Genomic DNA, 17,713 nt, shown 5'->3' with positions numbered 1-17,713 from the left:
TTCATGGGTGCCATGGGCGAGACATCGGAAGAACTGCACGTGGCGATCCTGCGCCGGCTGCAGGCCGAGCCCCAGGCCAGCCAGCGTGAGCTGGCGCGCGCCACGGGGGTATCGCTCGGCAAGCTGAATTACGCCCTGCGTGCCCTGATCGAAAAGGGCTGGGTGAAAGTCGGAAATTTCAGCCGCAACCCCGACAAGCTGGGCTACGCCTACCTGCTCACGCCGCGCGGGATCGAGGCCAAGGCGCGCCTGACGCGCCAGTTCCTTGCCCGCAAAATGCGCGAATACGACCAGCTGCGCAGCGAAATCGAACGCCTGCAGCGCGAGGTTGCCGCGGCGGAGGAAGATCCGCCACCGGGTAGACAGGGCTGACCGCGCTGCAGCGCGGCCTTGCCTGCCTGCATGGAAGCGCCAACACGGAAACGCGAAACCAAGAGGAATTTCCGGGAATGCAATCACACAGGGACGCACGCATCGCCATCGTTGGCCTGGGCTACGTGGGCCTGCCGCTGGCGGTGGAATTCGGCAAGCAGTACGCCACCACCGGCTTCGACATCAACGCCGCGCGCATCGCGGAACTGCGCGCAGGCCGCGACAGCACGCTGGAGGTGGAACCGGAGCTGCTCGCCCAGGCCGGGCGCCTGGCCTTCACCGACCGCCTGGACGACATCGCGTCCTGCAACGTCTACATCGTCACCGTGCCGACGCCGATCGACGCCGCCAAGCGGCCCGATCTCACGCCGCTGGTGAAGGCCAGCGAGGCGATCGGTAAGGTGCTCAAGCCCGGCGATACCGTGGTCTACGAGTCCACCGTGTATCCCGGCTGCACCGAGGAAGTCTGCGTCCCCATCCTGGAGCGCGTTTCCGGCCTGCGCTTCAATGCCGATTTCTTCGTCGGCTACAGCCCCGAGCGCATCAACCCCGGCGACAAGGCCCATCGCGTCACCACCATCAAGAAGGTGACCTCCGGTTCCACCCCGGCCGCCGCCGATTTCGTGGATGCCCTGTACGCCAGCATCATCACGGCTGGCACCCACAAGGCTCCGAGCCTGAAGGTGGCGGAGGCCGCCAAGGTGATCGAGAACACCCAGCGCGACCTCAACATCGCGTTGGTCAACGACCTGGCCATCCTGTTCAACAAGCTGGGCATCGACACGCTGGACGTGCTGGAAGCCGCCGGCACCAAATGGAACTTCCTGCCGTTCCGGCCCGGCCTGGTGGGCGGCCACTGCATCAGCGTGGATCCGTACTACCTCACCCACAAGGCGCAGGAAGTGGGCCACCACCCGCAGGTGATCCTGGCCGGACGCCGCACCAATGACGGCATGGGCCCCTACGTGGCCGACCAGGTCATCAAGCTGATGGTGCGCAAGGGCATCAACCCGGTGAATGCCCGCATCCTGATCCTGGGCCTGGCGTTCAAGGAGAACTGCCCGGACCTGCGCAATACCCGCGTGGTGGACATCGTGCAGGCCCTGCAGGGCTACAACGCCCGGGTGGAGGTATTCGATCCGTGGGTGGACGCGGCGGAGGCCCGGCACGAATACGGCATTACGCCGGTCTCCGCGCCGGAGGCTAACGGCTACGATGCCGTGATCCTGGCCGTTGGCCACGACCAGTTCCGGCAGCTGGGCGGGCAGGGCGTGCGCGCCCTGTGCAGGCCGCAGGCCAGTGTGGTGTACGACGTGAAGGGTGTGTTGCCGCGGGATGTGGTGGATGGGCGGCTGTAACGCTTTTTACGCCGCTGTCGCAGAGCATCGCGTACCGGCCGCCCCGTTCGCCCTGAGCGTAACGTCGCAGGCGCGGAGTTTAATGGCCCCGCATGACGCCCCCCCAGATGATGTTAAACGTATCGATATCGAAGTCCTGACGAGCCATCCACGAGAGATTGCCGTATTGGCAACATTAGTTCTTATGATGTTTTTGAACTTAAAGGTGACGCGTTATGTTGACTTCGAGACGTATACTTCGCGGTCGATGCTGCGGAATGCATTATTTGGTTCTTGGATGAGTACTAGGGAACCTCTGAGCAACGCAGAGGTTCCCGCCGGCCATGGATGGCCGGCCACGCATCCATCATGCAAGTGATTGAAGTATGTGAGCTGAGTCCGGGCCCGTATCGGACTCGGCGTGGGCTGGCTACGCCTGAATGGCGTTGTTCAGATCTTCCTTAGGTCGCGGTTTGGATAATTGAAAGTGTTCCTGAATTTGATCAAGACAACCGACGACGCAGGAAACGAGCGTTACAGGAAGGCCGCGTTGACGTCGCTCATGAACGTCGCATCGCAGGCGATCCAGATGGCGACGGGGCTGATCAGCGTGCCCTTGGCGCTCAACTATGTCGGCGTCGAGCGTTTCGGCATCTGGATGACGCTTTCCACCGCACTTGCGTTCATCACCTTCAGCGATTTCGGCGTCGGCATCGGCACGCAGGACCGCATGTCGAAGCTTGCTGCGGTCGGTTTGCACGGCGAGGCACGCGGCACGTTCACCAGCTCCATGCTCTTCGCGATCGTGCTGGCGGCGTTGCTGTTGGCGATCAGCTGGTTCGTCGTCCCGCGCATCGGGCTTGCGACGCTTTTTTCGCTCAAGTCCGAAGCCGCCATCCGGGACATCGTTCCAACGACCTTGATGGTCGTGCTCGTCTTCGCGCTGGGGCTCGTGGCGGGAATCGTCCAGCGTGCCTTCTCCGCGTTGCAGGACGGATTCTTCATCGCCCTGATCCAGGCGGTTTCACGGGTGTTGTCGCTGGCGCTGCTGTTCGTGGTGGTATCTGCCGGCATGGGCTTGCCCGCGTTGGTGTTCGTAGTGGGCGGCCTGTCCAGCGCAGCCATCGTGGCAGTCGGTACTCCCATATTGCTCCGCCGCTATCCATGGCTCAGGCCCGAGCGCACGTCGCTCGCCAACATGTTCGACCGGCAAAGCCTGCACGAGGTGCTGAAGGTCGGGCTGCTCGGGTTGGGCGCGTCGGTCGCCATCTACCTGGTCAACAACTCAGCGCTCGTGCTGATGTCCGCGAAGCAAGGCGCCGCGAGTTCCGCCGACTACGCGGTGCTGCTCAAGCTGGTCGGCATCCCGTTGATGGTGCTGACCTATGCACTGCTGCCGCTTTGGCCGGCCATCGCCGAAGCCAACGCGAAACGGGATTTCGCCTGGATCGGGCATGCCTACAAGAAGTACAAGCGGATCACGCAGGCGGTTGCCGTGGTATCCGCCGTGGGCATCCTGCTGTTCGGTCGCCAGGCGATATCGATGTGGACCCGAAATGCCGAGGTAGTGCCGTCCAACGGACTGTTGCTGGCAACCGCCGGATTCATGGTGCTCGGTTTCTGGAACGCGCTGACCTCGGTGTTCCTGAACGGGTTGTCGATGTACAGGAGCCAGGCGACGGTAGGCTTGTTGCTAGCATTTGTGTCCGTGGTGGTCGCGGCCTACGTCCCGAGTGGGTATGGGAAGGAGTCGATCATCTGGATCATTGGTTGCGGGTATTTCCTGCGCTGCTTGATGATGCAGATTCAAATCGGTTCATTCCTACGCTGCAATAGAATTTTTCCGGAGGTTAAGGAGTGAATCAGAGAAGGTCGGAGTTGAACGTTTACGGGCCGCTGAAGGTTTCGGTCGCGTATCTCGCGTTCACGCTTTTTCTGCATGTCTTTGGTCCGTGGACTTATGCGGATGAAAAATTGCTCCCTGTTTTCTTGTTCATGCTGGCTGCGATCGCCATGTTTTCTCTTGGTTATTACAGCATTGCAAGGAAATGGCGGGGGGCGATTGTAAAGGATGAGCGGAAATGCGAATCAAACTATCGGCGGTATCGTAGTTTCGCGAAAATCTGCATTGTCGTGCAACTGATTTTGGTAGTTTTATCGTTCGTATTGGACTGGAGGGATGGGCTGCTGTCACTAGGTTCGATATTTAATCCTGGGCAGATTTATTACGATGCGCTTGAGCGCGTGGGAAACGAATCTTCGGTATCGATTACCGGCAAGATCAGTACGTTGATATCTCCAGTAATTTATTTCAGCACTATTTTCTTTATTCTGAATTTCGCAAGAATCAACAAGAAGTGGCGAATTCTTTTGGTGTCGACGTTGGCGCTTCAACTTCTTTATGACACGCTTCTGAAGGGGGCGCAAAAGGGTTTTTTTGATCTCGGAATCATGGTGGTGACGGTTACATTCATCGCCGTGTTTTTTAGCCGGCTCAAGTACAGGGCCTTGTTAAGCAAAGGCATGGCGATATTGGTCGCGCTCGTCGCGATATTCATTTTCTTCCAATTGTCGAGAATGGATGCGTATGGTGTTGTGTACTACACCGGCAACGGTACGATGATGCTTGATAGAGATGGCATCTTCTTTACTTTGTTTGGAGATTCGCTGGGTCTCGGCCTGGCATTGCTCGTTACCTATCTTAGTCAGGGCTATTACGGGCTGTCGCTTTGTCTTCAATTGCCGTTTCAATGGACCTACGGGCTCGGCAATTCGTTCGCTCTTACTTCTTATGCTGAGCAATATCTCGGTGTGTACGGAATTTTCGAAGGAACTTATCCGGCGCGCATGGAAGCGACGTTTGGCTGGCCCGCGAAGATGTATTGGCACACATTCTTCCCTTGGGTGGCGTCCGATATAACATTTCCAGGCACGATCATTTTGATGTTCGTGATTGGGCGAGTGTTTGCGAAGTCAATGTGGGACGGAATTGCAAAGGGAAGTGCGCTTGGAGCCAGCATTTTTTATTTCATGGCGACATTGATTTTTTATCTGCCGGCAAATAATCAGTTGATGCAGACAAGAAAGATGATGATTGGCTTTGTAGTGCTGTTTGCCTTGTGGATGCTTGGTGGGTTGATCTTGTCAATGCAACGGATGCGTGCGGCGCGATGATTCCTGGATATGCGAAAGCTCCACGAGTGCTCGTTTTATCTGCAGCTTCCCTGTCACGCGAGGGAGCTACAGGTATCACTCTTTCAAATCTGTTCACTGGATGGCCGCACGACAGGCTGGCTCAAATCTTCGGAGATGCGCCGCCGCCGGATCCCTCGATCTGCGCAAACAGTTATCAGTTTTCGAGCAATCAAATCGCCATCGTCCGTGCGATGAAATTCTTGCGTGCTTGGATGAGCGGCATGCGTGAGGATTCGGGACGATCCGCCGATGGCAGGCACGGAATCGCAGGCGGTGCGGTAAAAGGCAGTGCGCTGGCGTCGTTCGCGGACGCTGTGCCGTTCCGGCTTCCGCAGGATTTGATCGAATGGGTCGCGAAATTCGATCCGCAAGTGATCTATTCGCCCCTGGGCAGCATTAGGATGATGAGCGCCGCATTGCAATTGTCGCAACGGTTCGACATTCCGATCGTGCCGCATTTCATGGATGACTGGCCAAGCACGGTGTATATGGATGATGCGCGGTACTTCCCGTTGCGACGCATATTGCGGAACAAGCTCGAGAAGATTCTGTCGCGCGCGCCTTTCGGGCTCACCATCTGCGACGACATGTCCGGGGAATACGGACGTCGTCATGGCATGCGGTTCGAGGCGTTCATGAATTGCGTGGACGTTCCAGCACAATCGGTTGGGGAGGCCCGTCATGGCGGTGGCGAAGTCGTGTTCGGGTACGTCGGCGGTTTGCACCTGAACCGGTGGAAGTCCCTGTGCGACGTGGCTGCGGCGCTGCAGGCCGCGAAGGACGCAGGCAGCGATGTATGGCTGGATATCTTTGCCCCCGAAGCCGATATCCGTGCGTACAGGAGCGAATTCGACGGATTCACCGCCGTGCGCAACATGGGCTCGTTGGGATATTCCGATGTCCGCGAAACGCTGCGGAATTACGACGTGCTGGTCCATGTCGAATCGTTCCTCCCGGCGGATTCGCGTTACACGCGACTGTCCATCTCCACCAAGATTCCGCAGTACATGGCCGCCGGACGCCCGATCCTGGCTTATGGCCCGGACACACTGAGCTCGATCGCATACGTTGCCCGTGTCGGGGCAGGACTGGCGGTCACGAAAGAGGGCGACGTCCCCGGTCTGCTGGACGGCGCGCGCAGGCTGATCGGACTGCCGGGCTTGCGGACGCAGCTGGGCGAAACCGGGCGGAACGTTGCATCGGAACGTCATGACGCGGCGCGCGAGCGGAAACGCCTGATGGCGTTGCTGGCAAGCGCGGCGGCGAAGGGGGAGGCATGACGCAAAGGCATGGCTGGATCGCCTACGTCGGTCCGTTCCCATTTCCGTCGGGAACGGCAGGATCGCGCCGAATGCTCGGAGTCGCGCTTTCCCTTGCGGCTGCTGGTCGTCGCGTGGTCGTGGGTAGTGGCGATCCGTCTCCCACGCAGCCCACGCCGTTGGGCGAAGGCGATCCGGCGGGCAACATCGCTTACGTCGGGTTGGGCGAATCGCCGGCGATAGGCGCCTCGGTCCTGCGGAAGGCGGGACGCATCTTCTGGTCGTGGGGCAGGCGGACGGTTGCCTGGCTCGACGCGCAACCCGTCAAGCCCGCCTGCGTCGTGGTTTATGGCGGCAGCGCACAGTACTTGCTGCGGTTGTTGCCATGGTGCCGCAGGCACGGCGTTCCGCTGGTTGCAGACGTCGTCGAATGGTACGACCCCAGGCAAATGACGGGCGGGCGGTTCGGGCCGTTCAACCTGAGCGCGCAATGGGCATTGCGCCGCCTATATCCGCGCACCGATGGCGTGATCGCGATTAGCCGGCTGCTGGCGGATCATTATTCCGAAACGGGGCGTCCCGTCGTCCGCGTGCCGCCGACCCTCGATGTGCATGGGATTGAACCGGGCGCCGGTTCGGGGCGCGCTGATGGCGCAAAGTTGCGATTGGTCTACGCGGGGACGCCCGGGAAGAAGGACTTGCTCGGCAACGTGATCGAAGGCGTCGAAGCGGTTGATCCCGGCGGCACGCAGGTCGAATTGATGGTGCTGGGTCCATCCCCGGACGAGGTCAGGTCGATGCTGGGTGGGCGCGAGATACCTCGCTGCGTACGGGCGATGGGCCGGGTGGTGCAAGCCGAAGTCGCCGTTTATCTGGCATCCGCGGACTTCAGCGTCTTGCTGCGTGAACCAGCGCGTTTTTCGAATGCGGGGTTCCCGACGAAATTCGTGGAGAGCATGGCCCATAGCACGCCGGTCATAGCGAACCTGACCAGCGACATGGCGCTGTTCCTCCATCACGGGGAAGAAGGACTGGTCTGTAGCGATTGGTCGGCCAGCGCCTTTTCGGATGCGCTCAGGGAAGCGCTCGCGCTTGCACCGACGCAACTGGCGGCCATGCGCAACGCTGCCCGTCGGCAAGCCGAACGCTCTTTCGATTACCGTGGGTATTCTGGGGCGTTGTCGGAGTTTCTTGGGCGGCTGCAGGTGGGATCTTGAGCATCCCATGACGCAAGAACCGCTCAATATCTGCCTGGTGGCACCCTTGCCACCGCCTTACGGCGGCATCGCGCATTGGACGCAGATGATGTTGCGCCATGCATCGACGGTGGACGGCGTGCAGTTGGCCGTGATCAACACGGCGCCGACATGGCGCTCCATCCACGCCAACGGCCTCATGGTTCGTGCGTTTGGCGGCGCACTGCAATTGCTGCGCGATTGCGTCCGCATCGCGAAGACCCTGTCCGGGCGCAGGTTCGATGCCATTCACCTGACCACGTCCGGGCACCTGGCCGCGTTGCGTGACCTGGCGGTGTCGTACCTGGCGGGCTGGTTCGGGGTCGGACTGGTCTATCACGTCCGGTTTGGCCGGATTCCATCGCTTGCCGGCGGGCGTTCGCTGGAGTGGCGGTTGATCCGTAGGGTCATGCGCCGTGCTGCCGCAGTGATCCTGATCGATGCGGCGACATTCGAGGCGGTGCGCCGGGCCGAGCCGCGCGCCAATGCGGTGCTGGTTCCGAATTGCGTGGACACGGACGCGCTCCCGCGAGGCGTACCTGGCGAACAGGGCGTGAAAGTCGCCCTGTTCCTGGGCTGGGTGGTGCCGACAAAAGGCGTGGGTGAATTGGTGGAAGCCTGGACTCGGTTGAATCCGCTAGGATGGCGGCTGGATATCGTGGGTCCATTCGACGAAGTCTATCGGGATGCGCTGCTTGCGGGACGCACCGCCGCGAACCTCCGTTTCCTAGGGCAGTTGCCGCATGAGGAAGCGATGAAGCACATGGCCGCCTGCGACCTGTTCGTCCTGCCGAGTTACACGGAAGGCTTTCCCAATGCGGTGGTCGAGGCAATGGCGCTTGGGCGTCCTATCATTGCCACCGATGTCGGCGCCATCCCGGAAATGCTGGCGGACGGCGCCGGGGTGTTGGTGAAGAGCCGCGATGCCGATGCGCTGGCCGAAGGCTTGACCAGGGTTGTCGGGGATGAGGGGCTGCGGGATCGAATGGCGGGCCGCGCGCTTGAAAAAGCGCACAGGCTGTACACGATCAATGTGGTATTCCGTGCCTATGAAGGGATTTGGCGCTCGGTATCCGGCGTCGATGCAATGGACTCAATGGAGCGATAAATGTTTAGTGGCAAGACACTCTTGATCAGTGGCGGTACAGGTTCATTCGGCAACGCCGTCCTCCGTCGCTTCCTGCAGACGGATATTGCCGAAATCCGCATCCTCAGCCGCGACGAGAAAAAGCAGGACGACATGCGCAAGCGCTACGTGTCTGACAAGCTGAAGTTCTACATCGGCGACGTGCGCGACCCGGCCAGCGTGATGAATGCGATGCGCAGGGTGGACTACGTGTTCCATGCCGCGGCGCTGAAGCAGGTGCCGTCCTGCGAGTTCCATCCGATGGAAGCGGTGAAGACCAATGTCATCGGTACGGAAAATGCCACCGAGGCGGCCATCCAGTCCGGCGTGAAACGCATGATCTGCCTGAGCACCGACAAGGCGGTCTACCCCATCAATGCCATGGGTATTTCCAAGGCGATGATGGAGAAGGTGTTCGTGGCCAAGTCCCGCAACGTCGATCCGGCCAGGACCACGATCTGCGGAACCCGCTATGGCAACGTGATGGCCTCGCGCGGTTCGGTGATTCCCTTGTTCGTCAATCAGATCAATGCCGGCCAGCCGATCACCATCACCGACCCGGAAATGACCCGGTTCATGATGACCCTGGACGATGCGGTGGATCTGGTGCTGTACGCCTTCGAGCATGGCAACAGCGGCGATATCTTCGTGCAGAAGGCACCCGCAGCGACCATGCATACGCTGGCGCAGGCCCTGACCCAGCTGCTGGGTAAACCGGATCATCCCATCCAGATCATCGGCACACGCCACGGCGAAAAGAAGCATGAGACCCTGCTCAGCCGCGAGGAAATGGCCCATGCGCAGGATCTTCCGGGCTATTTCCGCGTGCCGCCGGACCTGCGCGATCTGAATTACGGAAAGTATGTGGAGCAGGGCGAGCGCAGGATCAGCGAAGCGCAGGACTATACCTCCGCCAACACCGAGCGGTTGGATGTGGAGGGAATGAAGTCACTATTGATGAAGCTGGACTTCATCCGCGATCTGGTGGCAGGCCGTCCTGCCGTGCCGGTGGATTGACGTGAAGGTCCTGGTGACCGGTGCCGACGGTTTCATCGGCCAGAACCTGCGCGTGGCACTGGGTGAGCGGGAGGGCTTTGAGGTTCTTCCCATTACCCGCGCCAGCAGCGCGCACGATCTGCGGGTCTCGGCTGCAGAGGCGGATGCGGTCATCCACTTGGCGGGCGTCAACCGTCCGCAGGATCCGGCAGAGTTCTTTGCGGGCAACGCTGATTTCACCGCCACGTTGTGCGATGCGTTGGCGAGCGCCGGTCGTGCCATTCCCGTGGCGTTCGCCTCGTCGATCCAGGCCCAACGCGATAACCCCTATGGCATGAGCAAGCGCCAGGCCGAGGCGCATCTGGCCGCTTACGGGGAACGCACGGGCGCACCCGTGGCCCTGTATCGCCTGGCCAATGTGTTCGGCAAGTGGAGTCGCCCCAATTACAACAGCGCCGTGGCTACTTTCTGCCACAACATCGCACGCGGGTTGCCCGTCCGTATCGACAACCCTGATGCGTTGGTGCAGTTGGTATATGTGGATGATGTCGTGGCTGAGTTCCTGCAGTTCCTGGCAGAGCCGGGGCGGGGGGTGCGGCAGGCCGAGGCCGGGCCCGTGCATGCGATTACGGTTGGCGATCTGGCCCGCCAGATTGAAGCCTTCAAGAACGTGCGCAGCACGCTGGTCACCGAGCGGGTGGGTACCGGGCTGGTGCGGGCGTTGTATGCCACCTACGTCAGCTTCCTGCCACCGCAGGCGTTCAGCTACAGCGTCCCGAAGTACGCAGATGCGCGCGGCGTGTTCGTGGAAATGCTGAAAACGCCGGATTGCGGGCAGTTTTCCTTCTTCACCGCGCATCCCGGTGTCACCCGTGGTGGTCACTACCATCACACCAAGACCGAGAAATTCCTGGTCATCAAGGGCCGTGCCCGCTACCGCTTCCGTCACCTGCTGACTAATGAGACGTTCGAGGTGGTCAGCCACGGCGATGAGCCGCTGGTGGTGGAAACAATCCCCGGCTGGGCGCACGACATCACCAATATCGGCGAGGACGATCTGGTGGTGATGCTTTGGGCCAATGAAATCTTCGACCGGCAGAAGCCGGATACCGTGGCAAGCAGGGTGTAAGCATGCGCAAGTTGAAAGTCGCCACCATCGTCGGCACCCGCCCTGAAATCATTCGCCTGTCGCGGGTCATGGCCGCGCTGGATGCCCATTGCGATCACGTGCTGGTGCATACCGGCCAGAATTATGACTACGAACTCAACGGCATCTTCTTCGAGGACCTGGGCATCCGTAAACCCGATGTCTTCCTGGAAGCGGCAGGTGCCACCGGTGCGGAAACCATCGGCAAGGTGATCATCGCAGCCGATGCGGCGCTGGCGCAGATCCAGCCAGACGCAGTCCTGGTGTTGGGCGATACCAATAGCTGCCTGGCGGTGATTCCGGCCAAACGCCGCAAGATCCCTACCTTCCACATGGAGGCCGGCAACCGCTGCTTCGACATGCGGGTGCCGGAGGAGATCAATCGCCGTATCGTGGACCATACCGCGGACATCAACCTGACCTACAGCGATATCGCCCGTGAATATCTGTTGGCGGAAGGCCTGCCGCCAGATCGGATCATCAAGACTGGCAGCCCGATGTGCGAAGTGCTGGCGCACTATGCGCCGAGGATCGTCGCGTCGGATGTGCTACCGCGCCTGGGACTGGAGGCGGGCCGCTATTTTGCGGTTAGCGCACATCGTGAGGAGAACATCGAGTCCGACCGCAATTTTACCGGTCTGGTGGAAATCCTGAACACCGTGGCAGCGCACTACGACATGCCGGTGGTGGTTTCTACCCATCCGCGTACCCGCAAGCGCATCGACGCGTTGGGAGTCACGCTGGATGCGCGCGTCCAGCTGCTCAAGCCGCTTGGTTTCAGCGACTACGTGCGGTTGCAACAGGATGCCAAGGCGGTACTGTCCGACAGCGGCACCATCAATGAAGAAGCGTCCATCCTCAATTTCCGCGCCCTCAACCTGCGTGATGCGCACGAGCGTCCGGAGGGTATGGAGGAGGCGGCGGTGATGATGGTCGGCATGAACCCGGGGCGGGTGATGCAGGGCTTGGCAGTGCTGGAATCCCAGCCCATCGGCAGCGAGCGTTTGCTGCGACAGGTCGCAGATTACAGCATGCCCAACGTGTCCGCGAAGGTGGTGCGCATCATCCACAGCTACGTGGACTATGTGAACCGGGTGGTCTGGAAGCGGTACTGATGCGCCTGTTGCTGGTCATCGATACCTATCCGCCTGCACGGATCTCGGGTGCATTGCAGATGCGCGATCTGGCGCAGGCGCTGGCTGCGCAGGGGTATCGTCCGTTGGTGTTGACGCCCGCATTGGATGGCGTGGAACGGCTGGAAAGCGAAGGCGATGTGCAGGTGCTGCGGGTACCTGCGCCGCGGACGAAAGACGTGCCGTACTGGCGCCGAACGCTGGCCGAACTGGTGCTGCCCTGGATCTTGGTGCGAGGGTTGCGGCGCAGTGCGTTGCGCAATGATCATTGGGACGGCGTGGTCTGGTACTCACCCACGATTTTCCTGGGGCCGCTGGTCCGTGCGTTGAAGCGGCGGCATGCCTGTCCCGGCTATCTGATCGTTCGTGACCTGTTCCCGGACTGGGCAGTGGATGCGGGGGTGATGCGCAGGGTGGCGCTGCCCTATCGCTTTTTCAAATGGATCGAGCGCTTCCAGTACCGGCAGGCGGACGTAATCGGCGTGCAGACACCTTCCAACGTTGAGCTGGTGGCAAAAGATGCCCCGGCTGGAACGCGGATCGAAGTGCTGCACAACTGGTTGTCTGCTCCTGCCAGATCGGCGCCAGACGCATGTCCGTCGCTGGGTGCATTGGACGGTCGCATCAATTTCGTTTACGCGGGCAACATGGGTGTCGCACAGGACATGGATGCCTTCGTAGAGCTGGCCCGGCGCCTGGTGGATCGACCAGATGTTGGCTTCGTGTTTGTCGGACGCGGTAGCGAGGCCGCACGCCTCAAAGCTTTGGCAGGCGGGTTGGATAACCTGTGCGTATTGGATGAAGTGGCGCCCGAAGTATTGCCGGCGCTGCTGGCGCGCTGTCACGTGGGCATCGTTGCCCTTCACCCAGCGCACGCCACCCACAACATCCCTGGCAAGCTCCTCACTTACTTGCACGCCGGGCTGCCGGTACTGGCGCGCGTCAATTCCAATAACGATCTGGTGGCGTTAGTCGAACGCGAGGGGGTCGGGTTGGTTGTGGCCGGTGACAATCCGGCATTGCTGTATGCGCAGGCAATCAAGTTAATAGAGTCCCCTGGCCTGCGCGCGCAGATGGGAGGCGCCGGCGCGGCATTGGCCAAGCGGATGTTTTCTCCAGCCAGTGCGGCGCACCAGGTGGCGGCCTCTTTGCAGGAGTCCGCGCAGCATCGGGATGCCTGAGATCAGAACGCATAGCATCTGCGGCCGTATCCTTCGCCCAGTTCGCCGTCAACCACCGTGCCCAACCCCAACCAACCCAGCTATCCTTCAATGCCGGGCTCTCCCAGTAACTTCTTGCATGGCTAATGGAGGCGGGGCGCAGTTGCTTTGGAGGGAAGGGGAATGACCACCTGGCTCGTCACCGGCGGCGCCGGTTTCATCGGCGGCAACTTCGTGCTGGACGCGGTCGCACGCGGGGTGCGGGTGGTGAATCTGGACGCGCTGACCTATGCCGGCAATCGCGACACTCTTGCGTCGGTCGAGGGGCATCCGCTGCATGTATTCGTGCACGGCGACATCGGCGATCGCGCGCTGGTGGCGCGCCTGCTGGCCGAGCATCGCCCGGACGCGGTGCTGAACTTCGCCGCCGAGAGCCACGTGGACCGTTCCATCGACGGCCCGGCGGCCTTCATCCAGACCAACGTGGTCGGCACCCTGGCCCTGCTGGAGGCGGTGCGCGACCACTGGAAAACGTTGGATGCGGCAGGGCGCGACGGGTTCCGCTTCCTGCACGTCTCCACCGACGAGGTGTACGGCAGCCTGGGCGAGACCGGCGCCTTTAACGAGGACACGCCGTATGCGCCGAACTCGCCCTATGCCGCGTCCAAGGCCGCGTCCGACCACCTGGTGCGGGCCTTCCACCACACCTACGGGCTGCCCACGCTGACCACCCACTGCAGCAACAACTACGGCCCCTACCAGTTCCCGGAGAAGCTCATCCCGCTGGTGATCGCCAAGGCCCTGGCCGGCGAGCCGCTGCCGGTGTATGGCGATGGCGGGCAGGTGCGCGACTGGCTGCATGTGGCCGACCACTGTGCGGCGATCCGCGCGGTGCTGGCCGGCGGCCGGGTGGGGCAGACCTACAACATCGGCGGCAATGCCGAGCGCCGGAACATCGAGGTGGTGAAGGCGATCTGCGCGCTGCTGGATGCGCGTCGCCCGCGCGCGGACGGACGCCCGCGCGAATCGCAGATCACCTTCGTGCAGGACCGTCCCGGCCACGACCGCCGCTACGCCATCGACGCCGGCAAGCTGCGCCGCGAGCTGGGCTGGGCGCCGGCGCGCAGCTTCGAACAGGGCCTGGCCGAGACCGTGGACTGGTACCTCGCGCATCAGGACTGGGTGGCGCGGGTGCTGGATGGTTCTTACCGCCTGGAACGCATCGGGACCGCCGCATGAGCGCGCACACGTCATCTTCGCAACGCAAGGGCATCATTCTGGCCGGCGGCTCCGGCACCCGGCTGTACCCGATCACCCAGGCGATCAGCAAGCAGCTGCTGCCGGTGTACGACAAGCCGATGATCTATTACCCGCTGGGCGTGCTGATGCTGGCGGGCCTGCGCGAGGTGCTGATCATCACCACCCCGCACGAGCAGGCCTTGTTCCAGCGTCTGCTGGGCGATGGCAGCCAGTGGGGCATGCGTCTCGAATACGCAGTGCAGCCCAGCCCGGACGGGCTGGCGCAGGCGCTGCTGATCGCCCGCGACTTTCTGGCCGGCGCGCCCAGCTGTCTGGTCCTGGGCGACAACCTCTTCCACGGCCAGGGCCTGACCGAGCTGCTGCGCCGCGCCGATGCCCGTCGTGACGGTGCCACCGTGTTCGGCTACTGGGTGCGCGACCCGCAGCGCTACGGCGTGGCCGAGTTCGACGCCCACGGCCGGGTGGTGGGGCTGGAGGAAAAGCCGGCGCAGCCGAAATCCCACTACGCTGTCACCGGCCTGTATTTCTACGACGGCCGCGCCAGCGATTTTGCGGCGCAACTGACGCCTTCTGCGCGCGGCGAGCTGGAGATCACCGACCTCAACCGCCGCTACCTCGAGGACGGCAGCCTGCATCTGGAAACCCTGGGCCGCGGCTTCGCCTGGCTGGACACCGGCACCCACGAATCGCTGGTGGAGGCGGCGGCGTACATGGAGACCATCGAAAAGCGCCAGGGCCTGCGCGTGTGCTGCCCGGAGGAGATCGCCTGGCGCAACGGCTGGATCGACGATGCCGCCCTGCGCGCACTGGCGCAGCCGCTGGGCAAGAGTGGATATGGGGAGTATTTGCTGGGGTTGCCGGGGCTTCGCTACCGATAGCGTAAGAAAATGCAAGCCGGGATGCATTCACGGAAGCGGGTGGATCTGGCAACTTTGATGCTTTAAGTCATGCAGCTCGTCACGGCGCTGCAAAGGACCAACATGAAAATCCTCGTCACCGGCACCGCCGGCTTCATCGGCTCCCACGTCGCCCAGCGCCTGTTGGCGCGCGGCGACGATGTCATCGGCCTGGACAATCTCAACGATTACTACGACGTCACCCTGAAGCAGGCGCGACTGGCGCGACTGATCGATGTGCCGGGGTATACCCACATCACCGCGGATCTGGCGGACCGTGCGGCGATGGAGCAGGTGTTTGCCACCCATAAACCGCAGCGCGTGATCAACCTGGCCGCGCAGGCGGGCGTGCGCTATGCCGCGGAGAATCCGCATGTGTACGTGCAGAGCAACGTGGTCGGCTTCCTGCACGTGTTGGAGGGCTGCCGCCATCATGGCGTCGAGCACCTGGTGTATGCCTCCACCAGCTCGGTATACGGCGCCAATACGGCGATGCCGTTCTCGGAGCATGCTTCGGCCGAGCATCCGTTGACGCTGTACGCGGCCAGCAAGAAAGCCAACGAGATGATGGCGCACAGCTACGCCCACCTGTACGGTATCCCGTGCACCGGGCTACGCTTCTTCACCGTGTATGGCCCGTGGGGACGGCCGGACATGGCGTTGTTCCTGTTCACCCGCGCCATCCTCGAAGGCAAGCCGATCCGGGTGTTCAACCACGGCCGCCACAAGCGCAGCTTCACCTATGTGGATGACATCGTGGAGGGCGTGGTGCGCACGCTGGATCGGTTGCCGGGCAAGGACCCGGCCTGGTCGGGCGCACGGCCCGATCCAGCCACCAGCGGGGTAGCACCTTATCGGCTGTACAACATCGGTAACGAACAGCCGGTAGAACTGCTGCGCTATATCGAAGTGTTGGAGCAGCACCTGGGCCGCAAGGCGCAGATGGAGCTGTTGCCGCTGCAGCCTGGCGACGTGCCCGACACCGAGGCCGATGTCTCCGACCTCATCGCCGACGTGGGCTACCGCCCGGTGGTGCCGGTGGAGGAGGGGGTAGCACGGTTCGTGCAGTGGTATAAGGAGTATTATCAGGCCGGCTGAGGGGGTGCCCGAGGAAGTGGGGCATATAGCTGGATGGCATTTGCATGAACGCCAATCCTGATGGGGAAGCAAGGAGGCAGATGATGCTGGATTCGATGGGGATTGACTTTGGGGCCACGCTGGCGGCCTTCGCCCTCACCGCGGCGTTGCTGTGGCTCTTGCAGCCGCTGGCGCGCCGGTTGAACCTGCTGGACCATCCGGCCGGGCGCAAGGATCACGCGGTGGCGACCCCGATCACCGGCGGCATCGCCATTTTCCTGGTGATTACCGTCCTGTTTTTCTGGACCGGTGCCCGCAGTCCGGCGGCCTATTCCTTCCTGGCGGCTTCGGGGTTGCTGATCGTGCTCGGCGTGCTGGATGACCTGTACGACCTGCGCTGGTACTGGCGGATCCTCTGCCAGACCGCGGCGGCGCTGCTCATCATCTATTGGGGCGGGGTGCGGGTGGAGTACATCGGCCCGGTGTTCGGGATGAGCCCGACCGCGCTGGGCTGGCTGTCGGTGCCGTTCACCATCTTCGCCACCCTCGGCGTGATCAATGCGATGAACATGATCGACGGTGCCGACGGCCTGTGCGGGCTGCTCGGGCTGGCGGCGCTGGCGATGCTGACCGCGGCGGCGATCTACTCCGGGAACGCATTGCTGGCGGAGCGGCTGTCGGTGCTGGTGGGGGCGCTGGCCGGCTTCCTGCTGTGGAACATGCGCCTGCCGTGGCGGCCGCGCGCCAAGGTGTTCCTGGGCAATGCCGGCAGCGCGATGCTGGGGCTGGTGATCGCCTGGGTCAGCTTCCGCCTGACCCAGACCCCGGCGCATCCGGTGATCCCGGTGCTGGCGCTGTGGATGCTGCCGATCCCGGTGATGGACTGCCTGGTGCTGATCGTGCGCCGCCTGCAGGAAGGGCGCTCGCCGTTCTCGGCCGGGCGCGACCATATCCACCACATCATGCAGGACGCCGGCTTCGGGCCGACCCGCGCCGCCGTGCACCTGGCCTGGTTCAGCCTGCTGTGCGGCTTCTGCGCGGCCTGGCTCAAGCGCATGCAGGTGCCGCCGCCGCTGCTGCTGCTGGCCTTCGTCCTGCTGTGCGTCGGCTGGTACTGGCTGACTACGCGCCGCGAGCGCGCCGTGGCCTTCTTCCGTCGCCTGCGCCGCGCGCCAGCCTGCCCGGAAAGCAATCGCGCTGCCCTGCCGGACGTGGAGTGAGGCTGAGCTCCGCGCGCGCGAAGCCAAATTCTCATTCGGCGTGGGGCTTGCGCTCCCGTTCGAGGTCAGCCTCGCGTTCCCGTTCGTGGCGAGCCTAGGTTCCCGTTCGTGAAGAGGCTCATGCTCCCGTTCGTGGTGAGCCTGTCGAACCATGAACGGGAACGGCGATCGGCCTGATTCTGCCGCGGCGCCCTTCGACACGCTCAGGGCGAACGGAGTAGCGGATTTTCCCGTACGTCCTGCGGCCTAGGGTTCCATTCGCCGTGTGGCTCGGTTCCCGTTCGTGATGAGGCCTATGTT

General features: G+C 62.4%; 15 protein-coding genes. All 15 read left to right on the top strand.

What is annotated here, in order from left to right:
* Positions 1 to 12 precede the first annotated feature (12 nt).
* Positions 13 to 372, top strand: a complete 360-nt coding sequence (locus EDC34_RS09010; protein ID WP_114960553.1) for a MarR family EPS-associated transcriptional regulator — start codon at positions 13 to 15, stop codon at positions 370 to 372.
* Between the two features lie 77 nt (positions 373 to 449).
* Positions 450 to 1,730 carry a Vi polysaccharide biosynthesis UDP-N-acetylglucosamine C-6 dehydrogenase TviB gene (gene tviB, locus EDC34_RS09005; protein ID WP_114960554.1) on the top strand — a complete coding sequence of 427 codons (1,281 nt, stop codon included), beginning with the start codon at positions 450 to 452 and terminating at the stop codon, positions 1,728 to 1,730.
* A gap of 460 nt (positions 1,731 to 2,190) precedes the next feature.
* Positions 2,191 to 3,570, top strand: coding sequence for an MATE family efflux transporter (locus EDC34_RS09000; protein WP_132982877.1), 1,380 nt, complete (start codon positions 2,191 to 2,193; stop codon positions 3,568 to 3,570).
* 17 nt (positions 3,571 to 3,587) lie between these two features.
* The gene (locus EDC34_RS08995) at positions 3,588 to 4,883 is read left to right on the top strand and encodes a hypothetical protein (protein WP_132982876.1); all 1,296 of its coding nucleotides are present in this window, start codon (positions 3,588 to 3,590) and stop codon (positions 4,881 to 4,883) included.
* A 212-nt stretch (positions 4,884 to 5,095) separates the two neighbouring features.
* Positions 5,096 to 6,184, top strand: a complete 1,089-nt coding sequence (locus EDC34_RS08990) for a glycosyltransferase family protein (RefSeq protein ID WP_132982875.1) — start codon at positions 5,096 to 5,098, stop codon at positions 6,182 to 6,184.
* Between the two features lie 71 nt (positions 6,185 to 6,255).
* Complete coding sequence (locus tag EDC34_RS08985) at positions 6,256 to 7,380, top strand: glycosyltransferase (protein ID WP_205388071.1); 1,125 nt, start codon at positions 6,256 to 6,258, stop codon at positions 7,378 to 7,380.
* A gap of 7 nt (positions 7,381 to 7,387) precedes the next feature.
* Positions 7,388 to 8,506 carry a glycosyltransferase family 4 protein gene (locus EDC34_RS08980; RefSeq protein WP_114960559.1) on the top strand — a complete coding sequence of 373 codons (1,119 nt, stop codon included), beginning with the start codon at positions 7,388 to 7,390 and terminating at the stop codon, positions 8,504 to 8,506.
* Positions 8,507 to 9,541, top strand: a complete 1,035-nt coding sequence (locus tag EDC34_RS08975) for a polysaccharide biosynthesis protein (protein ID WP_114960560.1) — start codon at positions 8,507 to 8,509, stop codon at positions 9,539 to 9,541.
* Between the two features lies 1 nt (position 9,542).
* Positions 9,543 to 10,649 (top strand): UDP-2-acetamido-2,6-beta-L-arabino-hexul-4-ose reductase, encoded by a 1,107-nt coding sequence (gene wbjC, locus EDC34_RS08970; protein WP_114960561.1) that lies wholly within the window; start codon positions 9,543 to 9,545, stop codon positions 10,647 to 10,649.
* A gap of 2 nt (positions 10,650 to 10,651) precedes the next feature.
* Positions 10,652 to 11,782, top strand: a complete 1,131-nt coding sequence (gene wecB, locus EDC34_RS08965; protein WP_114960562.1) for a non-hydrolyzing UDP-N-acetylglucosamine 2-epimerase — start codon at positions 10,652 to 10,654, stop codon at positions 11,780 to 11,782.
* Entirely contained in the window at positions 11,782 to 12,981 is a 1,200-nt protein-coding gene (locus EDC34_RS08960) for a glycosyltransferase family 4 protein (RefSeq protein ID WP_114960563.1), read from the top strand. Before wecB ends, EDC34_RS08960 begins: the two co-directional genes overlap by 1 nt.
* 162 nt (positions 12,982 to 13,143) lie before the next feature.
* Positions 13,144 to 14,199: a dTDP-glucose 4,6-dehydratase gene (gene rfbB / locus EDC34_RS08955; protein WP_114960564.1), complete on the top strand. Its 1,056-nt coding sequence runs from the start codon at positions 13,144 to 13,146 to the stop codon at positions 14,197 to 14,199.
* Positions 14,196 to 15,098, top strand: coding sequence for a glucose-1-phosphate thymidylyltransferase RfbA (gene rfbA, locus EDC34_RS08950; RefSeq protein ID WP_114960565.1), 903 nt, complete (start codon positions 14,196 to 14,198; stop codon positions 15,096 to 15,098). Before rfbB ends, rfbA begins: the two co-directional genes overlap by 4 nt.
* Before the next feature lie 102 nt (positions 15,099 to 15,200).
* A complete protein-coding gene (locus EDC34_RS08945) occupies positions 15,201 to 16,214 on the top strand; it encodes an NAD-dependent epimerase (RefSeq protein ID WP_114960566.1) in 1,014 nt (337 codons plus the stop codon).
* A 44-nt stretch (positions 16,215 to 16,258) separates the two neighbouring features.
* Entirely contained in the window at positions 16,259 to 17,413 is a 1,155-nt protein-coding gene (locus EDC34_RS08940) for an MraY family glycosyltransferase (protein WP_114960567.1), read from the top strand.
* Positions 17,414 to 17,713 lie beyond the last annotated feature (300 nt).

This window comes from Thermomonas haemolytica, assembly GCF_004346265.1.
Classification (GTDB): Bacteria; Pseudomonadota; Gammaproteobacteria; order Xanthomonadales; family Xanthomonadaceae; genus Thermomonas; species Thermomonas haemolytica.
The sequence above is the reverse complement of the archived record's forward strand: the minus strand, read 5'-3'. Positions and strand labels throughout refer to the sequence as shown.